Here is a 17,445-nt window from a genome sequence, read left to right on the forward strand (position 1 = left end):
GGTAGAGATGCCAGCGGTGTGTTCTCACTATATCGCCAATACTCTGCATTTGTAACTAGGCTGATGGAAGCAAACGTGGAATGCAACATTCTGCCCATAATTCGTAAAAATGGCCATGAACTTGCTTTAAAAGCCTGTCTGACTTCTCTGCTTCATGGATACCATTTGTGATGGCTAAAACCTAATTGTAAACGCCTTGACCTGTTGCAGTTCTCTACCCGTTAAAGATATATGCAACGCGGTATGCAGCAGCTGTTTCGGCTTGAACACTTACCCCTTTAAACGCAAGTAATATGTTAAAGTTGCGGACGTTTTTACAGTATTAACCATAAAGATTACAAAATTGATACTATAGTCCGATAACGCATCAGTGAAAACCCGCGGCCTGACAAGGTTTTCTGAAAAGTGCAGAAAAGCAAAAAAGGACATCAGTCCCCCCTTATAGGACTGTGCCCATTTATATTACTTTTACAAAAAGCGAAATGAACACCGGGTCATCACCCTGAAGTCACGAATCTCTTACATCAAATGTAAAAAAGCACATCTTATTTCCTAAATTCCGACTCTATTATTCGGATTCCATAATTGTGTCCAATTTGCAAAAAAATTCCGGTTGCCGCTTTAGACCATTCGGGATATGCTTATAAAACAGGAACACATGTTCCAAACTGTAAATGAAATGTAAAAAATACGGCTGAACAGCTCTGTCTGTACGTGAACAGCCGAATCATGGAATAAAGGAGATACCCGTTATGTCCCGCAAAGATGGACGCGTCATTATGCTCGCAGACTGCCAGTCATTTTATGCCAGTGTGGAGAAATCGGCACATCCCGAATACAAAGACCGTCCCCTCGTCGTAGCGGGAGATCCCGCGCGCCGTTCCGGCATCATCCTTGCGGCATGCCCTATCGCCAAATCTTATGGAATTACGACGGCTGAGCGACTCGGTGAAGCCCTTGCCAAATGCCCGAACGCTGTCGTCGTTCGCCCCCGGATGGCAGAATACATTCGCGTGTCACTGCACATCACCCGGATTCTCCAGTCCTACACTGACCTTGTTGAGCCCTACAGTATTGATGAGCAGTTTCTCGATGTCACCGGAAGCCTGGAGCTGTTCGGCAGCCCGGAGACGATTGCTCGCAGCATTCAATCCCGGGTCATGGAGGAGACGGGCGTATATATTCGGATTGGTATCAGTGATACCAAAGTGGTGAGCAAAATGGCCTGTGACTTATATGCCAAAAAAGTCCCCGAAGGCATCTGTGTACTGAATCGTGAAGACATGGAGAAAACAATCTGGACCAAACCTGTCCGGGAAATGTTCATGGTCGGTTCACGGATGGGGAAACATCTCTCTAACATGGGCATTCGTACAATAGGTGATCTGGCACAGACACCTCTGTCCCGACTGAGGGAACGCTGGGGAGTTAATGGTGAAGTCATATGGCGCATTGCCCGCGGCATGGACGATTCACCCGTGAAACCCGGCACATACACGCATCAGCAGCAGGGCATCGGACATCAGATGACGCTTCCTAGAGATTATGCGTCTTGGGAAGAGATCAAGGTTGTCCTGCTTGAGCTGGCAGAGCTCGTCTGCCGACGTTCACGAGATAAATCACTGATGGGCAACGTTGTCTCGGTGGGATGCCGCGGGCAGGATTACGACCGTCCAACTGGCTTTTCGCGCCAGATGAAGGTGAACGAGCCAACCAACATTACAGATGAAGTCTACGATGCCGCCGCGGCGCTCTTCCTTCGTCATTGGGACGGATTACCCATCCGCCGCATCAGCATCTCACTGACCGGGCTGGTGCCTGATTCCGAAGTACAGTTGTCCTGGTTCGATGATCGTGAACGCAAAAGAGAACTGGAACGTGCCACAGATGACATCAAGCGCAAGTTCGGAGACACCGCCATCATGCGGGCTTCCTCGCTCTGCTCGTCTGCACAGGCACAGGACCGTTCCCATAAAATCGGAGGTCATTACAAATGAGTAAAAAACTGCAGCAAAACGGACTCTTTGAGTCTTCACGCATGATGCTTCCCGAGCACCGGGAAGCTTACATTCTTCATCAGGAACAGCTTTCTCCCCGGACCCGTCCATCACTGGATGCTCAGGCAGCGGAAGAAATGTCACGTTTGCTCAGCAATTCAATGATGCTTGGAGATGTGGTGACCATAACCCTGTTCCATGAACATGACGATATCCGGTTTACTGGACAGGTGCTGAAGCTGGATCCTGCTGTACGTACGCTAAGGCTGCGGACATCAAACGGGACCCGGGACGTTCAGATGAATCTGATTACCAATGTGACACTGGCAAATGAATGACGCAGCAGAAAGCAAGTTCCAACGTTCAAACTGATATCGGCAATAGGAACTATCACTTTACCAACTCTCATTAGCGAATATTCCGCGATAGATGCAGCCAAAATTATGCATGCAGGACCGTTTTCCTACACTTCAATATGGCCCTCTATGGCATCCAAACACCCATTCTCGCCGAAGCTGCCTTCGGCCCAAAGAAGCAAAATGACCGATAAGTGATTCATCGGCCATTTTAGTGGGTATATGGGGAAATCTTCAGAAAAGACTCCAGTCAAATTCCTTGGAAAGGCGCTCCAGCAAATGCACGCCCGCAATGCTGTTCCCTTTTCGATTCAGTGCCGGTCCTACAAGACCAATGCCAAATTGACCAGGAACAAGGGTGATAATCCCGCCGGATACACCGCTCTTGGCAGGCAGTCCGACTTCAATGGCAAATTCACCCGATGCATTATACATACCGCAGGTCGTCATGAAGGTTTTGGCAATCTGTACATAACGACGGGGAATGAGCTCATTTCCCGTGATCGGATCTGTACCATCATGAGCAAGCACCAGAGCCATGCGGGCCAGATCCGCACAAGTCACCTCGATTGAACAGTGGCGGAAATAGACACAGAGCACATCTTCCACATCTTCCTTGATTACACCATTATGCTTCAAAAAGTAAGCCAGCGAACGGTTCAAGTGACCTGTCTCCGATTCGGACCGGAATACCTCTTCGTTATAGTCCAGCCGATCATTGTTCGCGAGCTTGCGGAAAAACTCCAGAATTCGCCGTGACTTCTCTTCCTTACAGTCTCCAGCGACCAGGGAGGAGACCGTTATAGCTCCCGCATTGATCAACGGATTAAACGGGATACCCGGTTCAACCAGTTCAAGCTTGATCATCGAATTGTAATCATCACCCGTAGGTTCTTTTCCTACATTAAAGAAAACCGCTTCTTCCCCATGATCCATCAAAGCGAGAATTAGTGTGAACACTTTCGAGATACTCTGCATCGTAAAGGGTACACCGCAATCTCCGGCAGACACATGATTGCCTTCGGCGTCCATAATATGTATGCCCAGCTCATCCTGTGAAGCCTTAACCAGCTCCGGGATATAGGAAGCAACCTTTCCCTGCCCTGTATGCAGACGACTGGTCTCCAGCCATTCCGGCAGCAATTCGTTCAGACGCTCCATTACCGTATTGCTCATCTCCATCCCCTCCATATCTCTGTGCAGCATCCTGCATCATTTCCGGCCGGGCATGAGCTCCATTGCCAGGTATAAGCAGAATGTGTATCTATCATTACCCTTCTGGCATGATCGTTTACCCACGTACCCTAAGGTTTAATTCCAGAATCTCGCCGGGGAGTCCTTCCATATCGCCTGTCCACGTCGATACAAAGTTCTGTCTGGTTAATATTCGGCGGGATGCCACGTTGGATGGGTCAATGATCGCATAGAGCACATCTATTCCCGCCGCCTGTGCTTTTAGAATGAGACGTGACGCAATGGACGTGCCATGACCTTGGCCCCAGTATTCAGGCATAACCATATAGCCCATCTCTGCTCGGGACGAATCGGATTCATCCGGAATGAGTTTGGCGTAAGCCAGCCCAGCTCCATCTGCATTTGATACCCGGTAATATCCGCAGCTGGATCCCAGATTATAATCAAGCATGGACCGGAATTGGTTCTTCGCCTCATCCTCCGGGAGCGTACGTTCCGTAATTTGTTTCATGACTTCCATATTGGAAACCAGAGCATAATAGTCTGCAAAATCAGGTTCAGCATATTTAACGAAGTTCATTGAAATCCTCCTCCAGCTCCGAACAGATGTTGTTGTCCGTTAATTCACCTAGAGTATAGCAGAAGCACAGGATACAATGCACGCTGCCTCCAAGCGATCTCCTACCAACCAGTAGTGTACCCCTAACCCTATTGAAAAAAGCGGCCTCCGTAGAGACCGCCATTCACTTATTTAATATAGAAACAATACATTATAACGAACGGTATTCAAAATTCGAATTCACTCAGCTTGCCCGGGATGAAGGTTTGAGACTCATGTGACCTTCATGCTGACGTGTACGACGATTTTGACCCGGAGGTGTAATCATCAAGGCAAGCAGCAGGGAAACAGCACAGAGGATGGCAATAACGATAAACGTCAGATGGAATCCGCCCAGCAGGGCACTGATAAAGGATCCAGCCAAGGCTCCAATTCCAAATCCCTGATAGATGACGCCATAGTTTTTGCTCTGATTTTTCAGTCCGAAGTAATCCGCGACAATCGCCGGAAATACGGTAATGTTACCACCGAAACAGAACGCAACTGCAGCCACGCAGGCGAAGAACACGCCATAGGTCAGCGGAACGAGGCTTAGTATCATGACGGCGACTGCTGTAACCAGCAGTGCCCCGGCAATCACTTTCATCCGGCCTACTTTGTCCGACAAGGCCCCCAGAATGATACGCCCTGCCGTATTGAAGATCGCAACCATTGCTACAGCATTCGCAGCGGTAGCCACGTCAAGACCTGCCAGCTGTACGCCGATGTCTTTGACAATACCGATCAGATACAAGCCGCTCATACAAGCCGTGAAGAAAATAATGAAGAGCATATACGCTTCTTTGGTGCGAAGCATTTCTTTTACCGTGTACTGATGACGAATAACTTCTTCCTGCTTCGCCCCTTCAGTCTTGCTAACGGGAGCCTGTTCACGAACAACGGCTTCACGAATCAGGAAAGATCCGGCCACAATCAGGACCAGGACGATGATACCCCAATACATAAATGCCTGAGCAGGTCCTACAGCACCAATCAATGCCGAGTTCACATATTTAAACAACAGACTACCTGTACCAAAAGCACCAACGGAAATACCCGAGATGAGACCTTTGCGTTCCGGGAACCATTTGATCAAGTTGGATAACGACGTGATGTATGCGGTCCCGTCTGCGAACCCAACCACGAATCCCGCCAAAATGTAGAGCAGTGTTAATGAAGTAACCTGCGAACTGAGCACCAGTCCCAGACCAAGAACAATCCCTGCAACACGGATCAGACGCTGAAGTCCCCATCGCTCCTGCAATCGGCCTGCAAACAGCGTAGCAAATGCGAGTGCAAAACTCGTGATTGAAAAAGTTATCGCGACCGAGCTGACGTCCCATCCGAAACGGTCAGACAGCGGTTGATTAAATAAACTCCAGGTGTAGATGGTTCCAAGGCCCATTTGTACAATAATGGTTCCCAGTACAATAAGCCAACGATTCATTTTTATGGATGTCGATGCTGAATTAGGTGCTGATGAAATAGCTGCTTTCATCGTGATCTCCCCTTTGCCGATGTCATGTCTGAGCACACTGTCCATCATTTGGTGAATGACAATGCTGCTTTGAATGCGTTCACAAGCTAATCATACATGAAAGGGGATTCATAACGCCGATTTAAGCATGAGTTGCATCAGAGACGGAATGAAATGCCTCTATATGCGCATGAGCTGCCTGAATTCCTTGACCTTCCCCCGGCTAACCGGCACTTCCGCTTCCAGATCGCGCAGACGGAGCAGATAGGTATTGTTAAACCAGGGTACAATTTCACGAATTTGAGACAGATTAACCAGATAAGAACGGTGACAGCGGAAAAAGGACTCCTGAGGCAGTCGGCCATGAAAATCCGAAATGCTCACTGGCATCGTAAACTCACCATTTTTGGTATACACCTTCGTTACTTTCTCTTGTGCTTCCGCATAATAAATGTCGGCTGTATCCGTTACGATAATGTTATCGTTTCTCAGCAGATTAATTCGTATTCCACTTCCGGCGACAGATGCTTTGGGCGATGATCCTTGTACGGACGTGTCATCCGTCACTTGAGCCTGCCCATGTTCAACCAATCCCTCTCCCGCATGATCGCGTTTGAAGGCATTCTCCAGCTTAAGCAGCATGGCTGCGATTCGTTTCTCATCATATGGCTTCAAAATGTAGTCAAAGGCTTCCAGCTCGAATGCTTCTGCTGCATGCTCCTTATACGCTGTCGTAAAGACGATGTAAGGCTTACTGGCGAACTTCCCGATATGATGGGCCAGCATCATGCCGTCCAGAGATGGAATGTTAATATCGAGAAAAATAACGTCGACTTCCTGCTCCTGCAGAAATTTTAGGACATCCAGTCCATCTTCCAGGCAGGCAACCACTTCAATCTTACTATGTTCTTGGATCAAATAATTCAATTCTTCACTTGCAGGAATTTCATCTTCCACGATAAGGGCTCTCATAGACCAATCACCTTGTCACGACATCTCCTTTGGGTACATCAAAAATAATATCCGTTCCTTGCTCCAGCCGCGTAATGGTTACACCTTGCCCATAAATGAGCTTCACCCGCCGATGAACGTTATATAGACCAATCTGATTCCCCGGCATCCGGTCATGATAGACCTTCTCAATGATATCGGGGTTAATTCCAGCACCGGTGTCACTGACTCCTATTCGTACAAAATCAGGGTAATCCTGTACCCGAATTCGTACTGTTCCAGGACCTTTGACCTTGAGGACACCATGAATGATGGCATTTTCAACAAGTGGCTGAATGACCAGACTTGGAATATGCACGGCCACTTCATCAATCTCATAGATGACGTTAAGCCTGCTGCCGTAACGGGCTTTCTCAATCTCCACATAATTGCGGACCTGCTCCAGCTCCTTATGGATATCGATCAGCTCATCCGACAGCTCCAGATTGTAGCGCATATAACCCGACAAATTCACAATCAGCTCCCGTGCCCGGTCAGGCTTCGTTCGAATCGAAGAAGCAATCGCGTTCAGCGCATTGAAGAGAAAATGAGGATGAATCGTCGTCTGCAACGCCCGCAGTTCCGCTTTGTTGGCGGCTGCCTTAATCTCTTCGACCCGGGAAACTTCCATCTGAGTGGAAATAATTTGGGATAGTCCCACAGCCATTGTTTGCAGCGGATACGTAATTTTATATGCTTTGCGGTAATATATCTTCAGTGCCCCCGTGACCTCGCTCCGCTCCTTGAGCGGAATAATCAGCAGGGAATGGATATCCGGCGTCTTCTCATCCTTCACATCATTACTGATCGTAATCTCTCCGCTCGAGATCGTCTGTTTCGTCATCTCGCTAATAATCTCATTGCCGATATGATATCGTTCTTCCCCGAACCCGACATAGGCGAGTACATTGCGAGTATCCGTAATGGCAACAGCGTCAGCCTGGATATCCTCCTGAATAATGCGACAGATGGTCCGCAGGGAATCCTCATCGATGGAGCGGAAGTAGGGCAGTGTTTTGTTCGCTATTTCCAAGGCCAGTTTGGCCTGGCGTGCTGCGATCATTTCCTTTTCCCCTTCCACACTCTGCACCAGCAGTACGATCAGTCCAATATTGACCTCACCCAGAATCATGGGCAATGCAATCTTGGATACGATGTCCGCACCGAGCGGGTCCGGATAGGAATATAAAAGAATCAGCAGCATTGTAAGTGCCTCACAGATCATCCCGGCCGCAATACCAACCATCCACCGCTTCGACTTGGGAGTGTATTTATGAATGTAACCCGACACCAGACCGGCAATGATACTTGTTATGAGACACGGAACGGCTGTAATCCCATCCATATCAATCAAATACCGGTGCACTCCCGATACGATTCCCGTGATAATCCCTACAGGTGCTCCAAACAAAATACCACCTGACAAAATGGCGATAATCCGCACATTCACCAGTGACCCTTCCACATTGATCCCGGTATAGGTGCCAAAGATCGCAAAAGCACAGAACAACAGCGTCACCGCTGCATACTCCTGCGGCCTTAGTTTCCCCTTCTGTAAAATCTGTCTAAAACGAGGTACCCTCGATAAAAAGAATAAAAAGATAATTAGCAGCGCCGCCCGCTCAAATAAACCCAGCAGCATCGTAAACATTTCCATGAAGCCCGCTTCCTCCAAATCCATCAAAAATCAGCCTTATACCTTATGCCCTAATATTGCGTCTCCGGCTTTCGTTCCATTTTACTTGATCCTATGAATGCTCATTTTGCGTTCATCCCTTTTTGCTCGTATGCACCAGTTTACCGCTCTGCCAAGGAGAAAGCAAAGTCATCAGCTGGAAATGAGAAGTAAAAGGATGCAGTGGAGAGTTGTTTGCTCCATCCAGACAGACTTTAAGGAATCCGTTACACCTTAATACAAGAATTAGTGTGGAGTGAAAACTTTAACGAACCTATACCACGCAATATAAGTAAAAAACTGCAATCACCCTCGCGAAATGACGAAATAACAGCTCTACGATTCGTTACGACACGAACCTGATAAATATACCCGGATAGCGTGCGTTCAGTTCGCTACAACTCTTTTAGCTTTTCGTGAAACCTGTCCTTATCATGCATCACGGACGCTTGTCTGATGTCTAACATCAAAAAAGGCAGCCCATAAGTCATTTTCCTGACTTATGAACTGCCCACCTCTTCAACCAATCTACACCCTCGGTGTAGGTTGAGTCTTTGTAAAATAAACAGATCATTCACACAAAACGAAGAGGACAGAATAAACCTGAAGAAGCGAAGCGCTCGCCTTTATCCCCGGATTTTCCCCTTTGAGAAAGGAAATCCCAAAAATCTGGGGATAACAGCGATCGGAAGGTTGTTCTGGCATCGTAGTGCTCCATGTGAATGTGCAGAATCTGGAGAAGCGAAGCGCTCGCCTTTATTCCCGGATTTCCCCATTGAGGGCGTTCAAAAAAATCCGGGAATAACAGCGATCGGAAGATGGTACTGCAATCGTAGCGGCAACGTGTGCTGTCCTGCATGCATTTTATTTCCTCAACCTACAGCGACCTCACCGAAACATCCCCCACAACTTAATCAAATGAAACGTATTGTTGGGATCAATCTTCTGGGCGATGACGAAGGCAACGAACTGCTCCTCCTGAGCTGACGAGAAATTTTCATTCAAAATGACAGCAGATGACTTGACCAATCTTCTAACCTTGGCCCGATCCTGAAGGTCGGACTTCGTAATTCCGTCAATCAGCTTTTTGATGCGATCTTTGACAGCAGGATTCTTCATCTTTAATTTGATCCGCTCCACCAGCTGCGGACTGATTCCATATTGTTGATAACCCAAAACGTACAGCACCTCCCAAAAATGAACTCACTTTCTATTCATATGATGGGAGGGCTTGTTCACTTGACTTTTTTCGCACGAATTGCAGGAAAGCCATGCATCCAGGCCACAATCAATCGATCAGATCACCCTGGAATACCTGCTGCTGCTGTAAATACTCTCGCAAAGCTGTATAGTCCACAGATGTCCAGAAATTCGGATCGCCAATTAGACTGGACACATCATCCCTCGCTTGCTCCAATACGGCAAAGTCTGCAACCATATCCGCCAGGCGGAATTCCGGTAATCCACTCTGTTTGGTCCCGAAGAAATCCCCCGGTCCCCGCAGATCGAGATCACGGCGAGATACTTCAAAGCCATCCTCCGTTTCGGTCATAACCTTCATGCGCTCCTGCCCAACCTCTGTTTTGGGATCGGCGATGAGTACACAATAGGACGCGTGGGCACCCCGGCCCACACGGCCGCGAAGCTGATGCAGCTGGGACAGGCCAAAACGGTCCGCATCCATGATAACCATTAACGTAGCATTCGGTACATCGACGCCGACTTCCACTACCGTGGTGGAGACGAGAAGCTGAATATCATTGCTGTAGAACGCACGCATCATCTCTTCTTTCTCCCCAGCGGTCATGCGTCCATGCAGCAGGCCAACACGATAATTCGGAAAATTCTGCTGCATCTGCACATGCAGATCAATTGCATTTTGGACATCCAGCTTCTCGGATTCCTCAATTAGAGGGCATATGAGATAAGCCTGACGGCCCTGATCCACTTCACGGGAAATGAATCCGAGTACACGCTCCATCATGTCATGTTTAACCCAATAGGTGGAGATCGGAATTCGTCCCTTCGGCCGTTCCGAGATCGTAGATACTTCAATATCCCCAAATGCCGTAATCGCCAGTGTCCGCGGAATGGGAGTTGCCGTCATCGTTAACACATCGGGATTATATCCTTTTCGCCGCAAAATGCTGCGCTGGTTCACCCCGAAGCGATGCTGCTCGTCCGTCACGACAAGACCAAGATCACGGAAAAATACATCTTCCTGAATCAATGCGTGGGTACCTACCACGATATCAATCATCCCCATTTGCAATGAAGCGATCAGATCCTTGCGTTTTCGTCCATTTACGCTGCCCGTTAGAAGGCCCACCGTTACGCCAAAAGGTTCAAACAGCTTTTGCAATGATCGCATATGCTGCTCGGCCAGGATCTCGGTAGGAACCATTAAAGCTCCCTGGAAACCGGAACGAACGGTGGTATACAGGGCTATGGCTGCAATCACCGTTTTACCCGAACCCACGTCGCCTTGCAGCAAGCGGTTCATGGAATAAGGTGAACGCATATCATGGAGGATTTCCAGTTCCACCTTCTTCTGAGCATCTGTCAGTTCAAACGGTAGACTGCGCACAAACTCGCGAATGGTGGCATTATCCGTTGTATGCACAACCCCATCCATCCGGTTTCGGTTTAATGCACGATAAGCCTGCATCTTCAGCTGGAACAAAAACAATTCTTCATAGACCATGCGCTGTCTGGCCTGCTGGCCTTCCCGATTATCCTGCGGACGGTGAATCCCCGCGATCGCCTGTTTACGAGGCATCAGCCCGTATTTCTTCATAAGAGATGGAGGTAAAATCTCCGGAATCATGTCTCCAAATTGAATTAACCCCTGATTAATCGTCTTGCGCATCCAGGATTGTGTCAGCTTTCCCGTTACCGAGTAGACCGGCTGCAGCGTACCAGAACGGCCATCTCCCTTATCCGGAAACTCCGAATCCGAGACGGTCATCTGCATGCGCTTTTGCTCCCACTTCCCGGTAAGCACAATTTCGCGGTTCGGCGTAAGCTGGTCTTTTAGAAAATGCCGATTAAACCAGGTTGCCGTAATCATCCACTCTTCGGTCATCACCTTGCAGGTGAGACGGGACTTTTTACCATAGCGCTGCAACACCGGAATACCCATGATCTTACCCTGGACCGTAATCTTGTCCCCGTCTTTCACTTCACTAAGAGAGCGCAGACGATAATCCTCATAACGAAACGGATAGTATTCAAGCAGGTCTTTAACACTAGAGATGCCAAAGGCGTGAAGCTCTCCCTCTTTGAGAGCACTCACGCCGTTAATTTGCTTAACCGATATTTCTTCCAATTTCATGTCTAATCCCTCATTCCGGAACAGGCCACATAAAGATGGCAATAACGCCAGGCCCAACATGGCTGCCAATAACGGCTCCAATATTGGTGTACACCACTTCATTCAGTGTAAAATGCCCACGCAGCTGCTCTGCACAAGCAATCGCTGATCCGGGATCTGCGGTATGGCCTACGGCCACATTCACACGCTTACCCGCAAGGTCCTGCTGAAACAGCTCAATGATGCGTGCCATTGCTTTTTTGTGTCCTCTGACTTTTTCAACAGCGTATATGACACCTTCCTCATCAATGGACAAGATGGGCTTAATATTCAGTAAGGTGCCCAGGATAGCCGCTGCCTTCCCGATCCGCCCGCCTTTTTGCAGGTACTCCAGTGTATCCACCAGGAAAAACAGCTTGCGGCTCTTCTGCATAGCTTCCACAGCTGCAGCAATCTCGGCTGCAGACTTGCCCTGACTCGCCAGTTCAGCTGCCTGAACAACCATCAGACCATATCCATAAGATGCCGACTTGGAGTCCAGCACCGTAATGTCGCCATCGCGCTCCAGCAGGGATTTGCCCAATAGTGCCGATTGATAGGTTCCACTCATGCCTGATGACAGGTGAATCGAGACAATCGGACGTTCCGGGTCTTCATCCAGCAGAGTCTGGTAGATGTTCATGAATTCGGTTGGCGAAGGCTGTGACGTTGTAGGTAACGCCGAAGCCTTCTCCAATTTGGCATAAAACTGTTCCGAAGTCAGATCCACGCCGTCTGCATAACTTTCTTCACCAAACAGCACGCGCAGTGGAACCACATGAATTCCGTATTTACGGACAAGCTCTTCCGGTATATCTGCGGTACTGTCTGTTACTATCGCAATCTTATGGCTCAAGCGAGATTCCTCCTTGCGTGAGTGTACTATCAGGACTCCACAGAGAACAAATAATAATAAACGGGCTGTCCTCCGGAATGTACCTCCACCTCAGCATCAGGATATAGTGACTCCAACCATGCCGCAAGTGCAGCAGTAACCTCAGAGTCAGCTTCTTCCCCTTCGAGGATGGTAACCACTTCATCTCCACTCTCCATCATCTGCTGCAGCAATCCTTCACACGCACGCAGCATGCTTTCATCTGTCGCAACGATTTTGGAATTGTGGATACCAATGTAATGGCCTGCCTTGATATCCAGCTCATCGTACTGAGTGTCTCTTACGGCATGAGTAACCTGACCCGACTGCACGCGGCCAATGGCTTCCAGCATCTGATCACGGTTGGTATCAGCAGACTCATCCTCTTGGAAGGCAAACGCAGCTGCCATTCCTTGCGGAATGGTTTTGCTCGGGATCACCGTGATCCGGCGTTCGTCTTCAAGCAGTTCTCGTGCCTGTTCGGCAGCAAGAACAATATTGGAATTGTTCGGCAAAATAAATACCTGTTCCGCAGCGATCGAGCGAACTGCATTCACAAAGTCCTCGGTACTTGGATTCATCGTCTGTCCGCCGGAGAGAACAACGTCCACTCCGAGGCTTTGGAAGATTTCCGCAATACCCTCGCCTGAAGATACAGCGATAAAACCATACGGAGCCATCTCATCTGCCGGAGGTACTGCCTCTTCATGACTGCGCGTCGTTTCAGGCGGAATCTCTGCAAACAATTCAGGAGAAGGCGCAATGTCCATGCCCGCCGTCAGCAAGTCTCTATGCTGTTCACGCATGTTCAAAATATGAATCTGAGTAATTTCGCCGTAACGAAGTGCCAGATTCAGTACATCACCAGGTGTCTTGGAGTGCACATGCACTTTGATCACTTCGTCGTCAGCAATAATGATGATGGAATCTCCATTAACTGACAACGCTTTCCGGAATGCCTCATCATCGAATGCCACGCCTGCATTATCTCCAAGCTGGCGGTTAATGAAGAATTCCATATCATACAGGAATTCGATATCTTCCGTTTCCAGTCTAGCCTGTGCAGACAACGGCATCTCTGGAGCAATGACCTGCTGTGCAGGCTTCGTAGGCACTTCTTCTGCCGGTACAGCCGGTTTCAATGCGGACGATGCCACAGATGGTTGTACTTCTTTTTGCAGGGATGCACGGCTAACACCGTCAGTCTGCAGCAGTACTTCCATAAAACCTTCGTAAATATATACAAGCCCCTGTCCACCCGAATCCACGACGCCAACCTGTTTTAGTACAGGCAGCAATTCCGGAGTCGTTGCCAGTGCCTCTTTTGCTTTTAACAATACTTCATTCATTAATTCGGTAATATCATTCGTCCGTCTTGCATAGTAGCTGGCATGTTTCGCTGCTTCCTTAGCCACGGTAAGAATGGTTCCTTCGACAGGCTTCACGACAGCTTTATACGCTGCGTCCACGCCGTTTTGGAGGGCTGCTGCAAATTGGAGCGTATTCAGTTCCTCATAAGGAGCAGCTGAACGACTGAACCCACGGAACAACTGCGATAAAATAACGCCAGAATTCCCCCGGGCACCCATAAGCAGGCCTTTCGATAAAATACCGGCAGCTTCTCCGATGGAGGCAGAACTCTTGCGTTTAATCTCTGCAACTCCCGCACTCATTGTCAAATTCATGTTCGTTCCCGTGTCGCCATCCGGCACAGGGAAAACATTCAGGGAATTGACGTGCTCTGCATGCTGTCCAAGTTGTTCCGCGCCGGCAAGTACCATTGCGGTGAAATCTGTTCCATTTAAAGAACGTATACTCAAGTGAGAATTCCCCTTCCTAGCTTGATACACGAACATCTTGCACCAAGATGTTAACTGGTCTGTTCATGCGTTGACGCTTCTACGTCATTCTTCGTCCACACCTTGTCCGGCAAAGGCATACAATTCAACATGTCATCCGGATCTACGGTCTGGGCGGCCGAGCCACCGATATCTTGCAACCGCTGAAGCCCTAGTTCGGGGCATACGGATATGCACCGGTATCGAGAGCCGGCATGAATGCCGCATGGAGACTGGTGCCAGTGATGGAAATGTCACAGCGCACAGCGTTGCCAAATTGCAGACCACCGACCTCTTGGGACGGTCAAATCTCCGGCTTTCTCGCGGCAACAGCCTGTTCACCGCTGTATTATGGACTATTCAACATTGTACTATATTAGGCAGGAGAAATAAATAAAGTTTTTGGATCAGTTGACGAAGCTTTTTTGGGTATGATATTATATTCAAGTATTGTTTTATGCAGGTTAAGTAATGGAAATGATCCGGCCATGCCGGCTTGAACAACGCCATTAGCTACTGGAGCCTGGCCATTATGGTCAGGAAGAACAATTTAGCCTTTAAGGAATGACTTTCGTCTCTCCGAAGGCAACTGGTTATTTTAGGATAGGAGGTGTAATCTATGTCTCGCAAATGTTATGTGACAGGTAAGAAACCGGGCACCGGTAACCACGTATCCCACGCTAACAACCGTAACCGTCGTTCTTGGGGCGTAAACGTTCAGAAGGTCCGCATTCTCGTGAACGGTAAACCAAAACGTGTATACGTAAGCACCCGTGCACTGAAAGCCGGTAAAGTGACTCGCGTATAATCACGCAAAGCTACTATAAATCGGATAAGCAAAAAGCACCTTGTTCCTTGCAGGTGCTTTTTTGGTATTCAAAAAAGTACATAAATACCTGCACAAGCATGTGAATGCCCGCCGCATGGCACTTCTCAGGTCGGATTCCCCATTCGTCCTGAAGCCATAGCGGCGGTATTCGCCTTTTGAGCCTGCCCTTGATCTTATCAGTTCTTTTGAAACGTATTAAGGATCGCCTTTACAAACCCTCCCAAAAACTTCGGCAGTTTGAATGTGTAAAATTTCATACTTCACCCTCCCCATCATGCTCATGCATCCGCCGTATCCTATGCTTCAGGGCCTTCTTCACCTTAAACACGACAAAAAAGGCTACATGAGAAACCTGCTCATGTAACCATATTTATGCGGAACCACCTGTCCCTATTCCAACATGACGAGCCCGAAGAACAGCTCATTTACGTTTGGGCAGGAACAAATTGATAGACAGCGATCATGAATACGCTCAGCAAGTAATACAGTATGCTGAATATGACGAAGGTAACACGCGATCGTGTACGATCAAACTTTCGAAAATACATAATGACAACGCCCACGCCAATCAGTGAGGTAAGCGCATTGTATGGGGATTGAATGACGGCAAATAACGCAAGCACTAATCCCGTTACAAGGCTCGCAGCCATTGTCCACAGCGTCTCCTTAAGGCCCATAGATCAGCCTCCGTAGCTGCTACGGATTTCGGCAATAGCGGCTGCACGGTCCTCACGTCCGAATACCGCACTACCTGCGACAAGTACATCCGCTCCTGCTTCAACAACGAGTGGTGCTGTATCGGCTGCAATTCCCCCGTCCACCTCGATGTGTACGTCATGGCGTCCTTTTTCATTCAGCCAGCTGCGAATCTGTCTGATCTTGTTCATGGTTCCCGAGATGAATGCTTGTCCGCCAAACCCAGGATTCACGGTCATGACCAGAACCATGTCCACGTCATCCAGCACTTCCTGAATGGCACTGGCAGGTGTTCCTGGATTCAGGGCAACTCCCGCCTTGACTCCCTGTTCCTTAATCAGATGAATCACACGGTGCAAATGTACACATGCCTCGGCATGAACGGTAATAACAGCCGCTCCTGCTTTGGCAAATTCCTCAACATACCGTTCCGGATTCTCAATCATTAGATGTACATCCAGTGGCAGGTTGGTATGTGGTGCAATAGCTTTCACAATGGCAGGGCCCAGCGTAATATTCGGAACGAAATGACCGTCCATGACATCAACGTGAATCCAGTCGCCTCCAGCAGCTTGCGCCTCAGCTACCTCAGCACCAAGACGTGCAAAATCTGCAGATAAGATGGATGGAGCAATTTTAATCATAATTAGTACCTCCGCTTCTTGTCTTTCATTTCTGTAAGGAACTGCTCATAATGCCGGTAACGGCTTTCGGAGATTAGACCTTCCTCCTTGGCAGCAAGTACTCGGCACTGGGGCTCATGTGTATGGGTACAGCCGCGGAATTTGCACTGATCCGCATACTGGGCAAATTCACGGAAACAGGTGGATAATTCCTCCACACCAATTTCGAGAAAGTCCAGTTGGCTGAATCCGGGAGTATCTGCTACAAATCCGCCGTTATCCAGCGGGATCAATTCAACGTGCCTGGTCGTATGTCTGCCGCGGCCAAGACGCATACTGATTTCACTTGTTTCGAGTGTCAGCCCTGGCATCAGGGCATTAAGCATGGATGACTTACCTACACCGGACTGACCCGAGAACACACTGATCTTGCCTGCAAGACGCTCTTTGAGTAGTTCATTGCCCTCACCGGTTCGCGAACTGGTCGAGATGACTTCATACCCAATCTGTTCATAGAGAGCCTTAACCTCAGCTACAGTGTCCCTGGTGTCCTTCTCAGGATCTACGAGGTCCTGCTTCGTTAATACAATTAGAGCATCCAGTCCCGCCTGCTCGATATGTACGAGAAATTTGTCCAGCAGATTGAGGTTCATGTCCGGTTCTTTAACGGAGAACAGAAGAACAGCCAGACTGACGTTCGCAACAGGCGGACGAATTAACTCCGTCTCCCGTTCCCGAATCTCATCTACTGTTCCTTCGCCATTCTCTGTCAGCATATAGCTGACGCGATCACCGACAAGCGGAGATACGCCTCTCTTTTTGAATATGCCTCTCGCTCGGCATTGAACGGCGGAGCCTTCAACCGAAGGCACCCCGTTTTCTAACAGTGGCATGACATAATAGTAACCGCTTAGCGCTTTTACGATGATACCTTCAGGCATAGCTC

At 48.7% G+C, this 17,445-nt stretch carries 17 protein-coding genes; 3 read left to right on the forward strand and 14 right to left on the reverse strand.

The genetic code is table 11. The annotated features are described in order from the left end of the window. Positions 1-752: 752 nt before the first annotated feature. Positions 753-1,997, forward strand: a complete 1,245-nt coding sequence (locus F4V51_RS19735; RefSeq protein WP_153979334.1) for a DNA polymerase IV — start codon at positions 753-755, stop codon at positions 1,995-1,997. Then, on the forward strand, positions 1,994-2,335 hold the full coding sequence (locus F4V51_RS19740; RefSeq protein WP_153979335.1) for a YolD-like family protein: 342 nt from the start codon (positions 1,994-1,996) through the stop codon (positions 2,333-2,335). Before F4V51_RS19735 ends, F4V51_RS19740 begins: the two co-directional genes overlap by 4 nt. A gap of 252 nt (positions 2,336-2,587) precedes the next feature. Here F4V51_RS19740 and glsA read toward each other — a convergent pair whose 3' ends face one another. The 10 genes from glsA to F4V51_RS29290 form a co-directional block, all read right to left on the reverse strand. Beyond that, positions 2,588-3,529, reverse strand: coding sequence for a glutaminase A (gene glsA, locus F4V51_RS19745; RefSeq protein WP_110759196.1), 942 nt, complete (start codon positions 3,527-3,529; stop codon positions 2,588-2,590). A 115-nt stretch (positions 3,530-3,644) separates the two neighbouring features. Further along, complete coding sequence (locus tag F4V51_RS19750) at positions 3,645-4,127, reverse strand: GNAT family N-acetyltransferase (protein ID WP_153979336.1); 483 nt, start codon at positions 4,125-4,127, stop codon at positions 3,645-3,647. A 223-nt stretch (positions 4,128-4,350) separates the two neighbouring features. After that, a complete protein-coding gene (locus F4V51_RS19755) occupies positions 4,351-5,643 on the reverse strand; it encodes an L-lactate MFS transporter (protein ID WP_201281162.1) in 1,293 nt (430 codons plus the stop codon). A 159-nt stretch (positions 5,644-5,802) separates the two neighbouring features. Further along, positions 5,803-6,594 (reverse strand): LytR/AlgR family response regulator transcription factor, encoded by a 792-nt coding sequence (locus tag F4V51_RS19760; RefSeq protein ID WP_153979337.1) that lies wholly within the window; start codon positions 6,592-6,594, stop codon positions 5,803-5,805. A 7-nt stretch (positions 6,595-6,601) separates the two neighbouring features. Further along, positions 6,602-8,269 (reverse strand): sensor histidine kinase, encoded by a 1,668-nt coding sequence (locus tag F4V51_RS19765; RefSeq protein WP_201281163.1) that lies wholly within the window; start codon positions 8,267-8,269, stop codon positions 6,602-6,604. 906 nt (positions 8,270-9,175) lie between these two features. Further along, entirely contained in the window at positions 9,176-9,463 is a 288-nt protein-coding gene (locus F4V51_RS19770) for a stage VI sporulation protein F (RefSeq protein ID WP_095359342.1), read from the reverse strand. 112 nt (positions 9,464-9,575) lie between these two features. Then, positions 9,576-11,621, reverse strand: coding sequence for an ATP-dependent DNA helicase RecG (gene recG / locus F4V51_RS19775; protein WP_153979338.1), 2,046 nt, complete (start codon positions 11,619-11,621; stop codon positions 9,576-9,578). 10 nt (positions 11,622-11,631) lie between these two features. Next, positions 11,632-12,495: a DegV family protein gene (locus F4V51_RS19780; RefSeq protein ID WP_153979339.1), complete on the reverse strand. Its 864-nt coding sequence runs from the start codon at positions 12,493-12,495 to the stop codon at positions 11,632-11,634. A gap of 29 nt (positions 12,496-12,524) precedes the next feature. Further along, complete coding sequence (locus F4V51_RS19785; protein WP_153979340.1) at positions 12,525-14,333, reverse strand: DAK2 domain-containing protein; 1,809 nt, start codon at positions 14,331-14,333, stop codon at positions 12,525-12,527. A 50-nt stretch (positions 14,334-14,383) separates the two neighbouring features. Beyond that, complete coding sequence (locus F4V51_RS29290; protein ID WP_268893516.1) at positions 14,384-14,512, reverse strand: hypothetical protein; 129 nt, start codon at positions 14,510-14,512, stop codon at positions 14,384-14,386. A gap of 458 nt (positions 14,513-14,970) precedes the next feature. On the opposite strand from F4V51_RS29290, the gene rpmB reads away from it, so the two are divergent. Next, complete coding sequence (rpmB, locus tag F4V51_RS19790; RefSeq protein WP_024631107.1) at positions 14,971-15,159, forward strand: 50S ribosomal protein L28; 189 nt, start codon at positions 14,971-14,973, stop codon at positions 15,157-15,159. Positions 15,160-15,356: 197 nt separating this feature from the next. On the opposite strand, the gene spoVM is transcribed toward rpmB, so the two are convergent. The 4 genes from spoVM to rsgA all read right to left on the reverse strand — a co-directional run bounded on the left by spoVM (position 15,357) and on the right by rsgA (position 17,440). After that, positions 15,357-15,437 (reverse strand): stage V sporulation protein SpoVM, encoded by an 81-nt coding sequence (spoVM, locus tag F4V51_RS19795; protein ID WP_019424875.1) that lies wholly within the window; start codon positions 15,435-15,437, stop codon positions 15,357-15,359. Positions 15,438-15,605: 168 nt separating this feature from the next. Beyond that, positions 15,606-15,857: a hypothetical protein gene (locus F4V51_RS19800; protein WP_095359346.1), complete on the reverse strand. Its 252-nt coding sequence runs from the start codon at positions 15,855-15,857 to the stop codon at positions 15,606-15,608. Between the two features lie 3 nt (positions 15,858-15,860). Further along, positions 15,861-16,520, reverse strand: coding sequence for a ribulose-phosphate 3-epimerase (gene rpe / locus F4V51_RS19805; RefSeq protein WP_095290279.1), 660 nt, complete (start codon positions 16,518-16,520; stop codon positions 15,861-15,863). Positions 16,521-16,522: 2 nt separating this feature from the next. After that, on the reverse strand, positions 16,523-17,440 hold the full coding sequence (rsgA, locus tag F4V51_RS19810; RefSeq protein ID WP_153979341.1) for a ribosome small subunit-dependent GTPase A: 918 nt from the start codon (positions 17,438-17,440) through the stop codon (positions 16,523-16,525). Between the last annotated feature and the right edge of the window lie 5 nt (positions 17,441-17,445).

This window comes from Paenibacillus xylanilyticus (assembly GCF_009664365.1).
Taxonomy (GTDB): domain Bacteria; phylum Bacillota; class Bacilli; order Paenibacillales; family Paenibacillaceae; genus Paenibacillus; species Paenibacillus xylanilyticus_A.

Coding starts and splice junctions, on each gene's coding strand:
- F4V51_RS19760 (WP_153979337.1), bottom strand. CDS start 6,594: ATGAGAGCCCTTATCGTGGAAGATGAAATTCCTGCAAGTGAAGAATTG.
- rpmB (WP_024631107.1), top strand. CDS start 14,971: ATGTCTCGCAAATGTTATGTGACAGGTAAGAAACCGGGCACCGGTAAC.
- spoVM (WP_019424875.1), bottom strand. CDS start 15,437: ATGAAATTTTACACATTCAAACTGCCGAAGTTTTTGGGAGGGTTTGTA.
- F4V51_RS19750 (WP_153979336.1), bottom strand. CDS start 4,127: ATGAACTTCGTTAAATATGCTGAACCTGATTTTGCAGACTATTATGCT.
- glsA (WP_110759196.1), bottom strand. CDS start 3,529: ATGAGCAATACGGTAATGGAGCGTCTGAACGAATTGCTGCCGGAATGG.
- F4V51_RS19735 (WP_153979334.1), top strand. CDS start 753: ATGTCCCGCAAAGATGGACGCGTCATTATGCTCGCAGACTGCCAGTCA.
- rpe (WP_095290279.1), bottom strand. CDS start 16,520: ATGATTAAAATTGCTCCATCCATCTTATCTGCAGATTTTGCACGTCTT.
- F4V51_RS19755 (WP_201281162.1), bottom strand. CDS start 5,643: ATGAAAGCAGCTATTTCATCAGCACCTAATTCAGCATCGACATCCATA.
- F4V51_RS19800 (WP_095359346.1), bottom strand. CDS start 15,857: ATGGGCCTTAAGGAGACGCTGTGGACAATGGCTGCGAGCCTTGTAACG.
- recG (WP_153979338.1), bottom strand. CDS start 11,621: ATGAAATTGGAAGAAATATCGGTTAAGCAAATTAACGGCGTGAGTGCT.
- F4V51_RS19740 (WP_153979335.1), top strand. CDS start 1,994: ATGAGTAAAAAACTGCAGCAAAACGGACTCTTTGAGTCTTCACGCATG.
- rsgA (WP_153979341.1), bottom strand. CDS start 17,440: ATGCCTGAAGGTATCATCGTAAAAGCGCTAAGCGGTTACTATTATGTC.
- F4V51_RS19765 (WP_201281163.1), bottom strand. CDS start 8,269: ATGGAAATGTTTACGATGCTGCTGGGTTTATTTGAGCGGGCGGCGCTG.